Below are 14,853 nucleotides of genomic sequence, written 5' to 3' on the forward strand. Positions count from 1 at the left end.
CCGCCCGCCCCTGGCTGGGGCGGGCGGGAAGACTCCGTCGAAGGGGTGCGGGGACGCCGTCGGACGGTGGCCGGTGTGGCCCCGTCCTTCCGGACCGGCCCGCCGGCCGTCAGGCCGACGCCCGGCCGGCGGTCGGAGAGGGCTCGGCGACCTCTCCCGTGCCGGCGTCGGCCGCGGCCTTCGCCGCCGCCGCGCGCTCGTCCGCGGCCGCGCGGATCGCGCGCCACGCGGACTCCGCCGCCTGCTGTTCCGCTTCCTTCTTGCTGCGGCCGGTGCCGGTGCCGTACGAGACACCACCGACGCGGGCGGCAGCGGTGAAGGTCTTCTCGTGGTCCGGGCCCTCTTCGGAGACGAGGTACTCCGGGACGCCAAGGCCCTCGGCCGCGGTGAGCTCCTGGAGGCTGGTCTTCCAGTCCAGGCCGGCACCGAGGTTCGAGGACTTCTCGATCAGCGGGTCGAAGAGCCGGTGCACCAGCTCGGACGCCGCTTCGAGGCCCTGGTCGAGATAGACCGCGCCGATCACCGCTTCGAGGGTGTCGGCGAGGATGGACGCCTTGTCCCGGCCGCCCGTGCCCTCTTCGCCCCGGCCGAGCCGGATGAAGGAGCCGAGTTCGAGGCCGCGACCGACCTCCGCCAGTGCACGCGAGTTGACCACCGCGGCCCGGAGTTTGGCCAGCTGGCCTTCCGGCAGGTCGGGGTGGGTGCGGTACAGCGTGTCCGTGACCACCAGGCCGAGCACGGAATCCCCGAGGAACTCGAGGCGCTCGTTGGTGGGCAGACCGCCGTTCTCGTACGCGTACGAGCGGTGGGTCAGCGCACGCACCAGAAGGGCGGACTCGAGCTGATACCCGAGCCGCCCTTCCAGAAGCGTGTGGGACGAGGCTGCGCTGATGTTCTCAGACATCGTGCCTCTCACCAGCCACTCAGACCGAGAGGACCTGGCGCTTGTTGTAGGTGCCGCAGCTCGGGCACGCGATGTGCTGCAGCTTCGGCTCCTGGCAACGCTCACACGAAACCAGGGTGGGGACCGCAGCCTTCCACTGCGACCGGCGGTGGCGCGTGTTGCTGCGCGACATCTTCCGCTTCGGAACAGCCACGGCTACTTCTCCTGCTTCTCGGCGGCGCTTCGGACGTCCCCGTCAGAGGCTTTGCCGCTCATGTTGTCCTTCTCATCGGTTCCCAGCGAACCGGCGAGTCCCTGCAGTGCCGCCCAACGGATGTCGACGGCGTCATGGTGGTGGTCCGGGTTCTCGTTCAGGTTGGTTCCGCACTCGGAACACAGACCCGCACAGTCCTCCCGGCACACCGGCTGCATCGGCAGTGCGAGCACCACCGCATCACGCAGCAAGGGTTCGAGGTCGAACATGCCGTCCTCGAGGGGGATCATGTCCTCGTCGTCCTCGGCTTCGTCGTCCGCGGCCGCCTTGGAGCGGCCCCGGTCGTCGGAGTCGGGGTACGAGAACATCTCCTGGAAGTCCACGTCGAGATCGAGCTCGACGGGCTCCAGACACCTTACGCACTCCCCCTCGGCCGATGCACGGGCGGTGCCTGTGACAAGCACCCCTTCCATGACCGACTCAAGACGGAGATCGATGTCCACCGGAGAGCCCTCGGGCACTCCGATGACTCCTTCGACGCCGAGCTCCGCGGGGGCCTCGACCGAACGCGAGAGCCGCTGCAGGGCACCAGGACGCCGCCCCAGCTCGTGCGTGTCGAACACGAGGGGGTTGCGGTGGTCGAGGCGCGTGCTCAGGGCTCTTCCTGCTTTCGGATCGTTCTGCGGCGTAGAGGAGGCTGCCAGACGGGGGCAGCAAGGATCGCGGACATAGCGCGACCGAAGAGCCAGGATACTGGACGCTTCGCTCAGGGCCCAATCCGGGCCCCGTGCCCCTTACTGCCCCTGTTCGTACCGGCGCAGCTGCTCCAGGTCGATCATGCTCGTGTCGAAGAAGCTGGTCTCGTCGAGCGCGGCGGCCTGCTGCGGCTGGGCGTGGACCTGGGCCTGGGGGTCGTACTGCTGCTGCTGTTCGTAGCCGTACTGACCCTGGTACGCGTAGGGGTCCTGCTGCTGGTAGCCGTACGCGTCCGTCTGCTGCTGGTACGCGTAGGCCGGGTCCTGCTGGGGCTGCTGCGGGTAGCCGTACGGGTCGGGCTGCTGCGCCGGGACCTGCGGGGCCTGTACGGGTTCGGGGGTGGCCAGTTCCGCGAGCCCGGCCAGGTAGTCCGCGTCGCTGGTGTGCACCGTGCCGCCGAGGCCGTCCTGTGCGGCCATGTGCTCGCCGAGGGCGTCGGTGGCGATCCGGCCGTGCAGCTTCTGCCGGCCCCGGCCGACGGCCTCCAGGGTCTTGCTGAGGACGGCCTCGAAGGCGCCCAGCTTGGCGTCCACGTACTCGTCGGCGCGCTGGATCAGGGTCTGCGGGTCGGCGCTGTACTCGGGGGCGTCCGCGTCGGCGTAGCCGTCCTGGTCGAGGCCCGGACCGCGGCCGAGGAGCTTCTCGCGCCCGCGGTCGACGGAGCCGATGGTCTTGGTGAGGACGACCTCGAAGTTGGCGAGCTTGGAGTCGACGTAGTCGTCGGCCTCGGCCTTGACCTCCTCGGCCTCGCGGCGGGCCTCGGAGAGGATCCGGTCGGCCTCCTCCTGCGACTGGCGGGCGACCTGGGTGTCGGAGACGATCGAGCCGCGCTCGGCGTGGGCGGCCTCGATGATCCGCTCGGCCTCCTGGCGGGCCTGCTCGACCATCTGCTCGCGGCCGCCGATCAGTTCCCGGGCCTGGGCGAGGGAGCCGGGCAGGGCCTCCCGTACCTCTTCGAGGAGGGAGAGCAGCTCGGCGCGGTTGACCACGCAGGATGCCGACATGGGCATGGAGCGGGCGCCCTGCACGGTCGCGACGATCTCGTCGAGCTTCTTCTGCACGTCCACCTGGTGCTCGCCACTCTCTACAGCTGGATGGAGACGGACGGGACGACTGTAAGGGCAGTCGGCGCCCGTCCGACACCAGGTGACGGAGCGTCAGCGGCGGTGGCCGCGTGTCACTTCCGTACGTGCTTCCGTGCCTACTTCCGCGCGAGCCGCTCGGTCAGCCGGGGAAGGACCGTCGGCGGGACCAGGTGCGAGACGTCGCCGCCCCAGGCCGCGACCTCCTTGACCAGCGAGGAGGAGAGGAAGCTGTACGTCGGGTTGGTGGGGACGAACAGGGTCTCCACGCCCGAGAGGCCGATGTTCATCTGGGCCATCTGCAGCTCGTAGTCGAAGTCGCTGACCGCGCGCAGGCCCTTGACGATCGCGGGGATGTCGCGCTGCTTGCAGAAGTCGACGAGCAGTCCGTGGAAGGACTCCACCTCGACGTTGCCGAAGTCGGCGGTGACCTCGCGGATCAGCTCGATCCGCTCGTCCACCGTGAAGAGGCCCTTCTTCGACTGGTTGATCATCACCGCGACGTGTACGACGTCGTACAGCTTGGAGGCGCGGGCGATGATGTCGAGATGTCCGTTGGTGATGGGGTCGAATGACCCCGGACAGACGGCGCGGCGCAACTTGGGTCCCTCGCTCTCCGGTCCGGTCATCGTGCGTCTTCGCACGTAGAGGCGGCGCGACCGTACCAAAACGTTCCCTCGCCGTAGCGACGGGACCGCAGGGGTTCGAAGCCCTCGGGCCAGCCGAATTCCCCGCCTCGGGTGCTGCGCTCCACCGTGACGAGGGCATCCTCGCTCAGCCAGCCCCCCGAGCACAGTGTGAGGAGAATCTCGCGAAGATCGGCGTCCGTGACCGCGTACGGCGGGTCGAGGAAGACGAGGTCGTACGGATCGGCCGGCGCCGGTCCCGTCACGATCTGCTCGGCCTTGCCGGTGCGGAGTTCGGCGCCGGGCAGGCCGATCGAGCGGACGTTGTCCCGGATCGTCTTCGCGGCGCGGGGATCGGCCTCGACGAGGAGGGCGTGGACGGCGCCCCGGGAGAGCGCCTCGAGGCCGACGGCGCCGGAGCCCGCGTACAGGTCGGCGACCCGGGCCCCTTCCAGGCCGTGGAACGACTCCCAGGTGGAGAAGAGGCCTTCCCGTGCCCGGTCGGAGGTGGGGCGGGTGCCGTTGCCGGGGGGCACGGCCAGGCGCCGTCCGCCGGCGGTACCGGCGATCACGCGGGTCATCGGTGTCCTCGTCTTCCATAACCTATTGCGTACGCAATGAACAGCTTATGGCGGCCGTCGGCACCTGGCGTCAGCCCTTCTCCAGGTACTCCTCCCGCTCCTCGCTGAGGAGGGCGTCGAGCGCGATGCGCAGGCCCAGGTGGGCGTCGAGGTCGGGGTCGGCGAGGACGAGGGCGGTGGCCTCCTCGCGGGCGGCGGCGATGACCTCCTCGTCGTCGATGACGGTGAGCACCCGCAGGGAGGAGCGGACGCCGGACTGGGCCTGGCCGAGGACGTCGCCCTCGCGGCGCTGTTCGAGGTCGATGCGGGAGAGCTCGAAGCCGTCGAGGGTGGTGGCGACGGCGTTCAGCCGCTGCCGGGCGGGGCTGGCCTCGGGCATCTCGCTGACGAGGAGGCAGAGGCCGGGGGCGGAGCCGCGGCCGACGCGGCCGCGGAGCTGGTGGAGCTGGGAGACGCCGAAGCGGTCGGCGTCCATGATCACCATGACGGTGGCGTTGGGCACGTTGACGCCGACCTCGATGACGGTGGTGGCGACGAGGACGTCGAGCTCGCCGGCGGCGAAGCGGCGCATGACGTCGTCCTTGTCGTCGGGGTGCATGCGGCCGTGCAGGACGGCGATGCGCAGGCCCGCGAGGGGGCCGGCGCCGAGCTTCTCGGCGACGTCGAGGACGGCGAGCGGCGGGCGCTTCTCGGCCTCGTCCTCCGGGGAGGCCTTGGACTTCTTCTTCTGGTCCTCCTCGTCGCCGATGCGGGGGCAGACGACGTACGCCTGGTGCCCGTTCCCGACCTCCTCGCGGACCCGCTCCCACGCGCGCGCGAGGAAGTGCGGCTTGTCGGCGGCGGGGACGACGTGGCTGGCGATCGGCGAGCGGCCGGCGGGCAGCTGGTCGAGGACGGAGGTCTCCAGGTCGCCGAAGACGGTCATGGCGACCGTGCGCGGGATGGGCGTGGCGGTCATGACGAGGAGGTGCGGAGGCTGCTTGCCCTTGCCGCGCAGGGCGTCGCGCTGCTCGACGCCGAAGCGGTGCTGCTCGTCGACGACGACCAGGCCGAGGTCGTGGAACTGGACCTTGTCCTCGATCAGCGCGTGCGTGCCGATGACGATGCCCGCCTCGCCGGTGACGAGGTCGAGCAGGGCCTGGCGGCGGGCGGCGGCGCCCATGGAGCCGGTGAGCAGGACGACCTTGGTGGCGCGCTCGGCGCCGCCGAGCATCCCTCCCTCGGCGAGCTCGCCCATCATCTCGGTGACGGAGCGGTGGTGCTGCTGGGCGAGGACCTCGGTGGGGGCGAGCATCGCGGCCTGCCCGCCGGAGTCGACGACGGCGAGCATGGCGCGGAGGGCCACCATCGTCTTCCCGCTTCCGACCTCTCCCTGGAGGAGGCGGTGCATGGGGTGTTCGGTGGCGAGGTCGTCGAAGATCTCCTTCGAGACCTTCTGCTGGCCGTCGGTGAGGGTGAAGGGCAGCTTGGCGTCGAAGGCGTCGAGGATGCCGTCGGGGGCCGGTCTCCGGGCGACGGCGGGCAGTTGGGTGTCGGCGTGCCGGCGGCGGGCGAGGGCGACCTGGAGGACGAAGGCCTCGTCCCACTTGAGCCGCTCGCGGGCGTCGGCGATGTCCGCCTTGGTACGGGGGCGGTGGATGCGGTGCAAGGCGTCGGGGAGGTCGATGAGACCGCGGCCCTCGCGCAGGGTCGGCGGCAGCGGGTCGACGGCGTCACCGGCGCCGGCCAGGACGACGCCGACCGCCTTGGCGATCTTCCAGGACTCCAGCTTGGTGGTGGCCGGGTAGATCGGGATGAGGGCGCCCGCCCAGGTGTCGACGGCCTCGTCGCTGTCGCCGCGGAGGAGTTCGTACGAGGGGTGGGCGAGCTGGAGGCGCCGGTTGAAGAGCGAGACCTTGCCGGCGAACATCGCACGGGTGCCCGGCAGCAGGTCGTGGTGCGGCTTGTGCACGCCCTTGCCGAAGAAGACCAGCTGGAGGCGGCCGCTGCCGTCGGTGATGGTCACTTCGAGGCGCTGGCCGCGTCCCTTGGAGCCGTTGAAGGTGAGCACCCGGGCGTCGGCGACCTGGGCCACCACCGTGACGTGCTCGTCGAGCGGCAGGTCGGCGAGGGTGGTCAGCTCCCCGCGCTCGGCGTACCGGCGGGGGTAGTGGTGGAGCAGGTCCCCGACCGTGTGCAGGTCGAGTGCCTCGGCCATGACCTTGGCGGTGGCGGGGCCGAGGGACTTCTTGAGTGGTTCGTCGAGCGCGGGCACGCCTTCCATTGAAGACCACGGGACCGACAGTCGCGCCGAAGGCTGTGGACAACCGCCGGGAACGGCGCCTATTCCACCCCGATGAGCAGCGGCGGGGCCCCCGCGCCCGCGTGGTACGTGGTGGTGTCGACGGCCAGGTAGCCGCGCCGGACGTGGCGTTCGAGATCGGGGGCGAGGTCGGGCGGGGTGTCGTCGGCGACGACGAGGGTGACGAGTTCGCCGCCCGCCGAGAGCATGCGGTCAAGGACGGTGCGGGCGGTCTCGGTCAGGTCCTTGCCGATGACGGCGACGTCGCCCTCGATGAGGCCGAGGACGTCGCCGGCCTGGCAGACGCCGGCCGAGGTGAAGGACTGGCGTTCGGCGACGGCGAGTTCGGCGTAGCGGGTGGCTCCGGCGGCGGCCGTCATGGCGACGACGTCCTCGTCGAAGCGCCGGTCGGGTTCGTGGACGGCGAGGGCGGCGATGCCCTGGACGGCGGCCCGGGTCGGGATGAGGGCGACGCGGATGCCCTCGGTCCTGGCGCGTTCGGCGGCGGCCGCCGCGCTCTGGCGCAGGTCGGTGTCGTTGGGCAGGAGGACGACCTCGCGCGCGTGCGCCCGCCGGATCGCGTCGAGGAGTTCGTCGTCGGCGGGCGGTTCGCCGGGCCTGCTGCGGACGGTGGTCGCGCCGGCCTCGGCGCAGAGTCCGGCGAGGCCCTCGCCGGGGACGACGGCGACGACCGCGCGCTGGGCGCGTTCCCCGCGCGCGGTGGAGGCCGCCGCGTCGGCCGCGAAGTGGGTGATGCGGATGCGGTGGGGGCGGCCGGCCTCGACGCCGGCCTCGATGGCGGCGCCCGCGTCGTCGACGTGGACGTGGACGTTCCACAGCCCGTCGCCGCCGACGACGACGAGGGAGTCGCCGAGGGCGTCGAGCCGGGCCCGCAGCAGGTCCACGGCCACGTCCTCGGCCTCCAGGAGGTAGATCACCTCGTAGGCGGGCCCGGCCTCGCCGTCGCAGGACCCGTCGGAGGGGGCGGGCACGGCCCGGGGGTCTCCGAGGACCCGTACCCCGCCCGGCGAGGTCGCGAAGCGGTCCCCCGCCTCGGCGCCTGTGGTCCCGGCGCGGCCCTGTGCCCCGGCGCCCGCCGTCGGCGCCCGGCCCGTCACCGTCTCCACCAGCGCTCCGAGGACGGTGACCAGGCCGCGTCCGCCGGCGTCCACGACCCCGGCCCGGCCCAGCACGTCCAGTTGGCCGGGGGTCGCCTCCAGGGCGGTCCTGGCCCCGTCGTGGGCCCGTACGGCCACGTCCACGAGGGTGCCGCCGCCCGCGCAGCCGCCCGCGGCGGCGGAGGCCACGGTGAGGACGGTGCCCTCCACGGGGTGGGCGACGGCCTGCCGCGCGGCGGCGGCGGCCTCGGCGAGGGCGCGGGCGAGGTGGTCACCGTCACGTCCTCCGGCGAGGACGGCGGCCATGCCGCGCAGGAGCTGGGCGAGGATGGTGCCGGAGTTGCCCCGGGCGCCGAGCAGGGCGCCGTGGGCCATGGCCCGTACGGTCTCGGCGGTGTCGGGCGCGGAGGCGGCGAAGACGTCTTCGACGGCCTGGTGGGCGGCCTCGACCGTCAGGTACAGGTTGGTGCCGGTGTCCCCGTCCGCGACCGGGTAGACGTTGATCGCGTCGATCTCCTCGCGCTCCCGTCCGAGGGCGTCGAGGGCCCGTGCGCACCAGGTCCGGACCGCTGCGGCGTCGAGCTCGACGAGCTCCTCGTCGGGCTGAAGGGCTCGCGACAACGGGGGGTCCTCCTTCGGCGGTGAGCTCACCGCAGGGTAGACCGGGGGTCGGGCGCCCGTGACCAGGGCCCGGGGCGAGGTCCGCGGAGACCATGGTAGTTTCGTTCCACCGAGACAGGCGTTGTATGCTGCTTCGGTTGCCCGGTTCAAACCGGGCCGTTCCCCGGCAAGCCACTTCAGACTCCTGATTCCGGTGCGCCGGATTTCACCGTAATTCTGAAGTCTTTGGAGTGACCCGTGGCTGCCAACTGCGACGTCTGCGGCAAGGGGCCGGGCTTCGGCAACAACATTTCGCACTCGCACCGCCGTACGTCCCGTCGCTGGAACCCGAACATCCAGCGCGTGCGTGCCGTGGTCGGTCGGACGCCGAAGCGGCTCAACGTCTGCACCTCGTGCATCAAGGCCGGCAAGGTCTCGCGCTAATCGCGACGTTCTGTCGTAGCGCAGCCCCTGCGGTTGCCTTGAAAGGCCGGTTCACCTCGGTGAACCGGCCTTTTGCCATGCCCTGACGCGCTTCAGGCCCGGAAGCGCCAGCCGTGGTCGACCGGGCCGATGCCCGAGCCCAGGGCGAATCCGGCGGCGATGGCCCCCGTCACGTACTCCTTGGCCTGCCGTACGGCCTCCGGCACCTCCAGGCCCTTGGCGAGCCCGGAGGCGATCGCCGAGGCGAGCGTGCAGCCCGTGCCGTGGGTGTGCCGGTTGTCGTGGCGGGGGGCGCGCAGCCAGTGCTCCTCGGTGCCGTCCGTGAGCAGGTCCACGGCCTCCTGACCGCTGGGCAGGTGCCCGCCCTTGATCAGGACCCAGCGCGGCCCGTACGACAGGACCGCCCCGGCGGCCGCCCGCATGTCGCCCTCGTCCCCGACGCGCACGCCGGTCAGCTGCGTCACCTCGTCCAGGTTCGGGGTGGCGACGGTCGCGACCGGCAGCAGCTTCGTCCGTACGGAGTCGAGCGCGGCCTCCGCGAGCAGCGGGTCGCCGTGCTTGGAGACGCCGACCGGGTCGACGACCACCGGGGCCTCCACCGGGGCGAGCAGCTCCGCCACCGTCTCCACGAGCGCGGCGGACGCCAGCATGCCGGTCTTCACGGCCTGGACGCCGATGTCGTCGACGACGGCCCGGTACTGGGCGCGTACGGCCTCCACGGGCAGCTCCCAGACGCCCTGGACGCCCCGCGAGTTCTGGGCGGTGACGGCGGTGAGCACGCTCATGCCGTGGACGCCGAGCGCGAGCATCGTCTTCAGGTCGGCCTGGATGCCGGCGCCGCCGCCGGAGTCGGATCCGGCGACGGTCAGCACGAGAGGCGGATTCACTCCGTCTCTCCGAAGTGGTCCCAGCCGCCCATGCTGTGCCAGGGCGCGCCGTCCACGGTGACCTGCGGCAGCGCCGAGGGGTTGAGGACCTCGCCGATGACCTTCCAGCGGGCGGGGAGCTTCACGTCCGGCGGGAAGGTGGCCACGATGGCGTGGTCCTCTCCCCCGGTGAGCACCCACTGCATGGGGTCGACGCCGACGGCCTGGCCGATGTCGTTCATCTGGGTGGGGATGTCGATGAGGCCGGAGCGCAGGTCGATGCGGACCTTGCTGGCCTCGGCGATGTGTCCGAGGTCGGCGATGAGGCCGTCGCTGACGTCACACATGGCGGTGGCGCCGAGTCCGGCGGCGGCCGGGCCCGCGTGGTACGGCGGCTCGGGCCTGCGGTGGGCCTCGACGAAGGCGCGGGGGGAGCGGAAGCCGCGGGAGAGGACCGCGTATCCGGCGGCGGACCAGCCGAGCCAGCCGGTGTAGGCGACGACGTCGCCGGGCTTGGCGCCGCCCCGGGTGACCGGGTCGTGGTTGCGGAGGTCGCCGAGGGCGGTGATGGAGACCATGATCGTGTCGCCGCGGACGACGTCGCCGCCGACCACCGCGGCGCCCGCGACCTGACATTCATCGCGCAGGCCGTCCATCAATTCCGTGGGCCATGTCACAGGGAGTTCGGCAGGGACGACGAGGCCGAGGAGGAGCGCGGTGGGGACCGCGCCCATGGCGGCGATGTCGGCCAGGTTCTGCGCGGCGGCCTTGCGGCCCACGTCGTACGCCGTCGACCAGTCGCGGCGGAAGTGGCGTCCTTCGAGGAGGATGTCCGTGCTGGCCACCACGCGCCGGTCGGGGGCGGAGACGACCGCGGCGTCGTCGCCGGGCCCGATCCGTACCGCCGGGGTGGAGGTGAGCCGGGACGTGAGCTCTCTGATGAGCCCGAACTCGCCCAGCTCTCCGACTGTGCCCTTCACCGCGTCTCACCTCGTGTCTTCGTGCCGGCGAGCGGGCGGGGGCGCGTCTGGGCGCGCCGCGGGTCGCGGGCCGTCACCGTGCTGGGTACCGTCAAGTAGACCGTCAACTTCTGTCCTGCGTACGCCACACCCCGAGCGCCTCCGGACGCGCGGGTCTCCCCGTGGCCCGCGGCGACGCGGTACCGTGGCGTCCCTTTCTCCCACAAGATCCTCGTGGTCGCCCTGGAGGTTCCGTGGTTCAGGCGTACATCCTCATCCAGACCGAGGTGGGCAAGGCGTCGACCGTCGCCGACACCATCTCCAAGATCCCGGGGGTCATCCAGGCCGAAGACGTGACCGGTCCGTACGACGTGATCGTGCGCGCGCAGGCGGAGACCGTCGACGAGCTGGGCCGCATGGTGGTCGCCAAGGTCCAGCAAGTGGACGGCATCACACGCACCCTCACCTGCCCGGTCGTTCATCTGTAGCCCCCGTCTACGCTTGGCCGGTGACGTCTTCCCACCGGCCCTTCGGCCTGCCCGCCGCCGTCGCGGCCGTCGTCCTGCTGTCGGCCGCCGTCGGCTGCTCCTCGCCGGACGCCACGGCGTCCGTCGTGGTCCCGAGCCCGCCTGCGGAGGAGGCCGCCCTCTGCCAGGCCCTGGCGAAGGAGCTTCCCGACACCGTGGCGGGTCTGGAGCGGAGTGACCCGGAGCCCGGCTCCGAGTTGACCGCCGGGTGGGGTGACGGTGCGATCGTACTGCGCTGCGGGGTCCCCCGGCCCGAAAAGATGAGCGACCCGAAGTCCCAGGGCGTCTCCGCGAACGGCGTGCGCTGGATGCTGGAGCAGCGCGAGGGCGACGGGCCCCGTTTCACCTCGGTCTACCGGAAGACGTACGTCGAGGTGTCCCTGGACGCGCGGTACGCGCACGACGCCGGCCCGCTCACGGATCTCGCGGGCCCCGTGGAGCGGACCGTCCCGTGCGCCCTGGAGCCGGAGTGCGGGTGACCGCACCCCGGCGCCCCCGGCCCCGGTTCGTCTAGCGCAGGCCCGTGGAGCGGGTCAGCGCGGCCTGGATGAGCCGGTCGACGAGCTCGGGGTAGCTCACGCCGCTCTCCTGCCACATGCGCGGGTACATGGAGATGGGCGTGAAGCCCGGCATGGTGTTGATCTCGTTGATGACGAAGTCGCCGTCCTCGGTGAGGAAGAAGTCCGCGCGGACCAGGCCCTCGCAGGACACGGCCTCGTAGGCGGCGACGGCGAGGCGCTGGATCTCGGCGGTGGCCTCGTCCCCGATGGGGGCGGGCACGATCCCGGAGGCCGAGTCGATGTACTTGGCCTCGAAGTCGTAGAAGTCGTGGTTCGTGACCGGCGGGATCTCGGCCGGGACGCTGGCGCGCGGGCCGTCCTCGAACTCCAGGACGCCGCACTCGATCTCGCGGCCGCGCAGCAGCGACTCGACGAGGATCTTGGGGTCGTGGCGGCGGGCCTCCTCGATGGCCTCGTCCAGGCCGGAGAGGTCGTCGACCTTGGTGATGCCCATGGAGGAGCCACCACGGGCCGGCTTCACGAAGAGCGGCCAGCCGTGGTCGGCGGCGAACTCGACGATCTTCTTGCGGGCGGCGGCCGGGTTCTGCTCCCACTCGCGCGGCCGGATGACCTCGTACGGGCCGACCGGCAGGCCGAAGGAGGTGAAGACCCGCTTCATGTACTCCTTGTCCTGGCCGACGGCGGAGGCGAGGACGCCCGCGCCGACGTAGGGGACGCCGGAGAGCTCCAGGAGGCCCTGGAGGGTGCCGTCCTCGCCGTAGGGGCCGTGGAGCATCGGGAAGACCACGTCGACCTCGCCGAGGGCCGTGGGGACCTGCCCCGGCTCGGTGAGGACGACCTCGCGGCTGGACGGGTCGACGGGGAGGACGACGCCGCCCTGCTCGGACTCGGCCAGTTCGGCGACGTTGGGCAGCTTCCGGTCGGTGATGGCCATCCGCTCGGGGGCGTCGGCGGTGAGCGCCCAGCGCCCGTCCGTCGTGATGCCGATGGGCAGCACGTCGTACTTGTCCCGGTCGATGGCGCTCAGGACGGCGCCCGCCGTGACGACGGAGATGGCGTGCTCGGAGCTGCGACCGCCGAAGACGACGGCCACGCGCGGCTTGCGGGGGCTCTGGGTGTTCTCGCTCATATCGCGATGAGCGTACCTTGCGGCGTCCGAACTCCTGAGCGCCCCGCTCGTGCCTGGCGCGTTCGGCTCAGCGGCGCTCGGGCTTGGCCGAGCGCGACATCAGTTCCTTGAGCGCGACGACCGGCGGCTTGCCGTCGTGGACGATCGAGACGACGGTCTCGGTGATGGGCATGTCGACGCCGTGGCGGCGGGCCAGGTCGAGCACGGACTCGCAGGACTTGACGCCCTCCGCGGTCTGCTTGGTGGCCGCGATGGTCTCCTGGAGGGTCATCCCGCGGCCGAGGTTGGTGCCGAAGGTGTTGTTCCGGGAGAGCGGCGAGGAGCAGGTGGCGACCAGGTCGCCGAGGCCCGCGAGGCCGGAGAAGGTGAGCGGGTCGGCGCCCATGGCGAGGCCGAGGCGGGTGGTCTCGGCGAGGCCGCGGGTGATGAGCGTGGCCTTGGAGTTGTCGCCGAGGCCCATGCCGTTGGCGATGCCGACGGCGAGGCCGATGACGTTCTTCACGGCGCCGCCGAGCTCGCAGCCCACCACGTCGGTGTTGGTGTACGGGCGGAAGTACGGGGTCATGCAGGCGGTCTGGAGGCGCTGGGCGACCGTCTCGTCGGAGCAGGCGACGACCGCGGCGGCGGGCTGCCGGGCGGCGATCTCCTTGGCCAGGTTGGGGCCGGTGAGGACGGCCACGCGGTCGGCGGGCACGTCGGCGACCTCGGTGATGACCTCGCTCATCCGCTTGGCGGTGCCGAGTTCGACGCCCTTCATGAGGGAGACGAGCACGGTGTCCGGGGCGAGCACCGGCTTCCAGGCGGCGAGGTTGCCGCGCAGGGTCTGGGAGGGGACGACGAGGACGGTGAAGTCGGCGTCCGCGGCGGCCTCTGCGGGGTCCGCGGTGGCCGTGATGCCCTGCGGGAGTTCGACGCCCGGCAGGTAGTCGGGGTTGGTCCGGGTGGCGTTGATCTCCTTGGCGAGCTCGGCGCGGCGGCCCCAGAGGCTCACCTCGCAGCCCGCGTCGGCGAGCACCATCGCGAAGGCGGTGCCCCAGGATCCGTTGCCGAAGACGGCTGCCCTGGTCACTTGGTGCCCTCCTCGGCGGCCCTGCGCCGCTGCTCCAGGCGGGCCTTGCGGTGGTCGTACGGCTCGGCGGGCGCCTTCTCGCCGCGGACCTCCTCCAGGAGGGCGGTGATGGCGGCCATGATGACCTCGGTGGCCTCGCGGAGCACCTCGGGCGTGGGCTCCAGGCCGTCGAAGCGGGAGAGGTCGACGGGCGGTCCGGCCTGCACGATCAGCGTCTTGCGGGGGAACAGCCGGAGCTTGTTCTCCTTGGCGTACGGCGGCATCGCGAGGTTGGCGCCCCACTGGGCCACCGGGATGACGGGGGCCTTGGTCATCAGGGCGACGCGGGCGGCGCCGGTCTTGCCGGCCATGGGCCACATCTCGGGGTCGCGGGTGAGGGTGCCCTCGGGGTAGAAGGCGACGCACTCGCCGCGCTCGATGGCGTCGACGGCGGCGCGGAAGGCGTCGAGCGCGTTGGTCGTCTCGCGGTAGACGGGGATCTGCCCGGTGTTCTTGAGCATGGTGGCGACGAAGCCGCCCTTGAAGAGGCCGGCCTTGGCGAGGAAGCGCGGGACGCGGCCGGTGTTGTACTGGTAGTGCGCGTAGGACAGCGGGTCCAGGTAGGAGTTGTGGTTGACCGCGGTGATGAAACCGCCGTCGGCCGGAATGTGCTCCATGCCGCGCCAGTCCCGCTTGAACAGAACCACCAGGGGGGGTTTGGCGATGACCGCCGCGAGGCGGTACCAGAAGCCGATTCTGCGGCGGGGCACTCGGACACCTTTCTCCGGGGACTGGCTGGCAGGGGGTCAAGTGTCGCCCCATGCTCCTGGTCTGTCGAGTGACACCGTACGCCCCGGGCCCTCCGGTGGACCGCGTGGGCGGGACAGAATGGCCCCGATGAAGACGCTGCCCCCGATGCGCCCCGGCGCCGACGACGGCTGGTCCCTGGTCGTCCCCCTGAAGCCCCTCGCCCTGGCGAAGAGCAGGCTCGCCGCGGCGACGGGGGCGCGGTTGCGCCCCCGGCTCGCCCTCGCGTTCGCCGAGGACACCGTGGGTGCGGTGCTCGACTGTGCGCGCGTGCGCGATGTGGCGGTCGTCACGGACGATCCCGTGGCCGGCGCGGCGCTCGCGGCCCTGGGTGCGCGGATCGTGCCGGACTCCCCGGCGGCGGGGCTCAACGCGGCGCTCGCGCACGGGGCCCGTGTCGTACGGGCGGGG

Annotated in this window: 16 protein-coding genes and 1 pseudogene; 4 read left to right on the top strand and 13 right to left on the bottom strand. The window is 72.0% G+C overall.

Annotated features, from left to right (window positions below):
- Window positions 1-109: 109 nt before the first annotated feature.
- The 8 genes from rnc to CCN56_RS22320 all read right to left on the bottom strand — a co-directional run bounded on the left by rnc (window position 110) and on the right by CCN56_RS22320 (window position 8,162).
- Complete coding sequence (rnc, locus tag CCN56_RS22285) at window positions 110-904, bottom strand: ribonuclease III (RefSeq protein ID WP_086829369.1); 795 nt, start codon at window positions 902-904, stop codon at window positions 110-112.
- A gap of 19 nt (window positions 905-923) precedes the next feature.
- On the bottom strand, window positions 924-1,097 hold the full coding sequence (rpmF, locus tag CCN56_RS22290) for a 50S ribosomal protein L32 (protein WP_015036448.1): 174 nt from the start codon (window positions 1,095-1,097) through the stop codon (window positions 924-926).
- Window positions 1,098-1,099: 2 nt separating this feature from the next.
- On the bottom strand, window positions 1,100-1,753 hold the full coding sequence (locus CCN56_RS22295) for a DUF177 domain-containing protein (RefSeq protein WP_179199945.1): 654 nt from the start codon (window positions 1,751-1,753) through the stop codon (window positions 1,100-1,102).
- 138 nt (window positions 1,754-1,891) lie between these two features.
- Window positions 1,892-2,920, bottom strand: a complete 1,029-nt coding sequence (locus CCN56_RS22300) for an ATP synthase F0 subunit B (protein WP_086829373.1) — start codon at window positions 2,918-2,920, stop codon at window positions 1,892-1,894.
- 134 nt (window positions 2,921-3,054) lie between these two features.
- On the bottom strand, window positions 3,055-3,534 hold the full coding sequence (gene coaD / locus CCN56_RS22305; RefSeq protein WP_179199946.1) for a pantetheine-phosphate adenylyltransferase: 480 nt from the start codon (window positions 3,532-3,534) through the stop codon (window positions 3,055-3,057).
- Between the two features lie 26 nt (window positions 3,535-3,560).
- Window positions 3,561-4,142, bottom strand: coding sequence for a 16S rRNA (guanine(966)-N(2))-methyltransferase RsmD (gene rsmD / locus CCN56_RS22310; protein ID WP_086829375.1), 582 nt, complete (start codon window positions 4,140-4,142; stop codon window positions 3,561-3,563).
- Window positions 4,143-4,212: 70 nt separating this feature from the next.
- The gene (gene recG, locus CCN56_RS22315) at window positions 4,213-6,405 is read right to left on the bottom strand and encodes an ATP-dependent DNA helicase RecG (protein WP_086829377.1); all 2,193 of its coding nucleotides are present in this window, start codon (window positions 6,403-6,405) and stop codon (window positions 4,213-4,215) included.
- A gap of 59 nt (window positions 6,406-6,464) precedes the next feature.
- Window positions 6,465-8,162 (bottom strand): DAK2 domain-containing protein, encoded by a 1,698-nt coding sequence (locus CCN56_RS22320; RefSeq protein ID WP_086829379.1) that lies wholly within the window; start codon window positions 8,160-8,162, stop codon window positions 6,465-6,467.
- 237 nt (window positions 8,163-8,399) lie between these two features.
- Between CCN56_RS22320 and rpmB the strand changes: the two genes are divergently transcribed.
- The gene (rpmB, locus tag CCN56_RS22325; protein WP_003957616.1) at window positions 8,400-8,585 is read left to right on the top strand and encodes a 50S ribosomal protein L28; all 186 of its coding nucleotides are present in this window, start codon (window positions 8,400-8,402) and stop codon (window positions 8,583-8,585) included.
- 92 nt (window positions 8,586-8,677) lie between these two features.
- Here the strand turns inward: rpmB and thiD are convergent, their stop codons facing one another.
- A complete protein-coding gene (gene thiD / locus CCN56_RS22330; protein WP_086829381.1) occupies window positions 8,678-9,472 on the bottom strand; it encodes a bifunctional hydroxymethylpyrimidine kinase/phosphomethylpyrimidine kinase in 795 nt (264 codons plus the stop codon).
- Window positions 9,469-10,431 carry a thiamine-phosphate kinase gene (locus CCN56_RS22335; protein ID WP_086829383.1) on the bottom strand — a complete coding sequence of 321 codons (963 nt, stop codon included), beginning with the start codon at window positions 10,429-10,431 and terminating at the stop codon, window positions 9,469-9,471. Before CCN56_RS22335 ends, thiD begins: the two co-directional genes overlap by 4 nt.
- Before the next feature lie 233 nt (window positions 10,432-10,664).
- Here CCN56_RS22335 and CCN56_RS22340 point away from each other — a divergent pair, with 233 nt between their 5' ends.
- Both CCN56_RS22340 and CCN56_RS22345 read left to right on the top strand, forming a co-directional pair.
- Window positions 10,665-10,898, top strand: a complete 234-nt coding sequence (locus CCN56_RS22340) for an Lrp/AsnC family transcriptional regulator (protein WP_041131431.1) — start codon at window positions 10,665-10,667, stop codon at window positions 10,896-10,898.
- 20 nt (window positions 10,899-10,918) lie between these two features.
- Complete coding sequence (locus CCN56_RS22345) at window positions 10,919-11,416, top strand: DUF3515 domain-containing protein (RefSeq protein WP_179199944.1); 498 nt, start codon at window positions 10,919-10,921, stop codon at window positions 11,414-11,416.
- Between the two features lie 31 nt (window positions 11,417-11,447).
- Here CCN56_RS22345 and CCN56_RS22350 read toward each other — a convergent pair whose 3' ends face one another.
- From CCN56_RS22350 to CCN56_RS22360, 3 genes are all read right to left on the bottom strand, one after another.
- A complete protein-coding gene (locus CCN56_RS22350; protein ID WP_086829385.1) occupies window positions 11,448-12,587 on the bottom strand; it encodes a D-alanine--D-alanine ligase family protein in 1,140 nt (379 codons plus the stop codon).
- A gap of 67 nt (window positions 12,588-12,654) precedes the next feature.
- Window positions 12,655-13,656 (bottom strand): NAD(P)H-dependent glycerol-3-phosphate dehydrogenase, encoded by a 1,002-nt coding sequence (locus CCN56_RS22355; protein ID WP_086829387.1) that lies wholly within the window; start codon window positions 13,654-13,656, stop codon window positions 12,655-12,657.
- Window positions 13,653-14,405, bottom strand: a complete 753-nt coding sequence (locus tag CCN56_RS22360) for a 1-acyl-sn-glycerol-3-phosphate acyltransferase (protein ID WP_086829389.1) — start codon at window positions 14,403-14,405, stop codon at window positions 13,653-13,655. The genes CCN56_RS22355 and CCN56_RS22360 overlap by 4 nt, the downstream gene beginning before the upstream one ends.
- Window positions 14,406-14,523: 118 nt before the next feature.
- Between CCN56_RS22360 and CCN56_RS22365 the strand changes: the two are divergent.
- A pseudogene (locus CCN56_RS22365) lies at window positions 14,524-14,853 on the top strand (2-phospho-L-lactate guanylyltransferase); the annotation flags it as partial.

The organism is Streptomyces sp. NRRL B-24572 (assembly GCF_002156145.1).
Lineage (GTDB): Bacteria > Actinomycetota > Actinomycetes > Streptomycetales > Streptomycetaceae > Streptomyces > Streptomyces vietnamensis.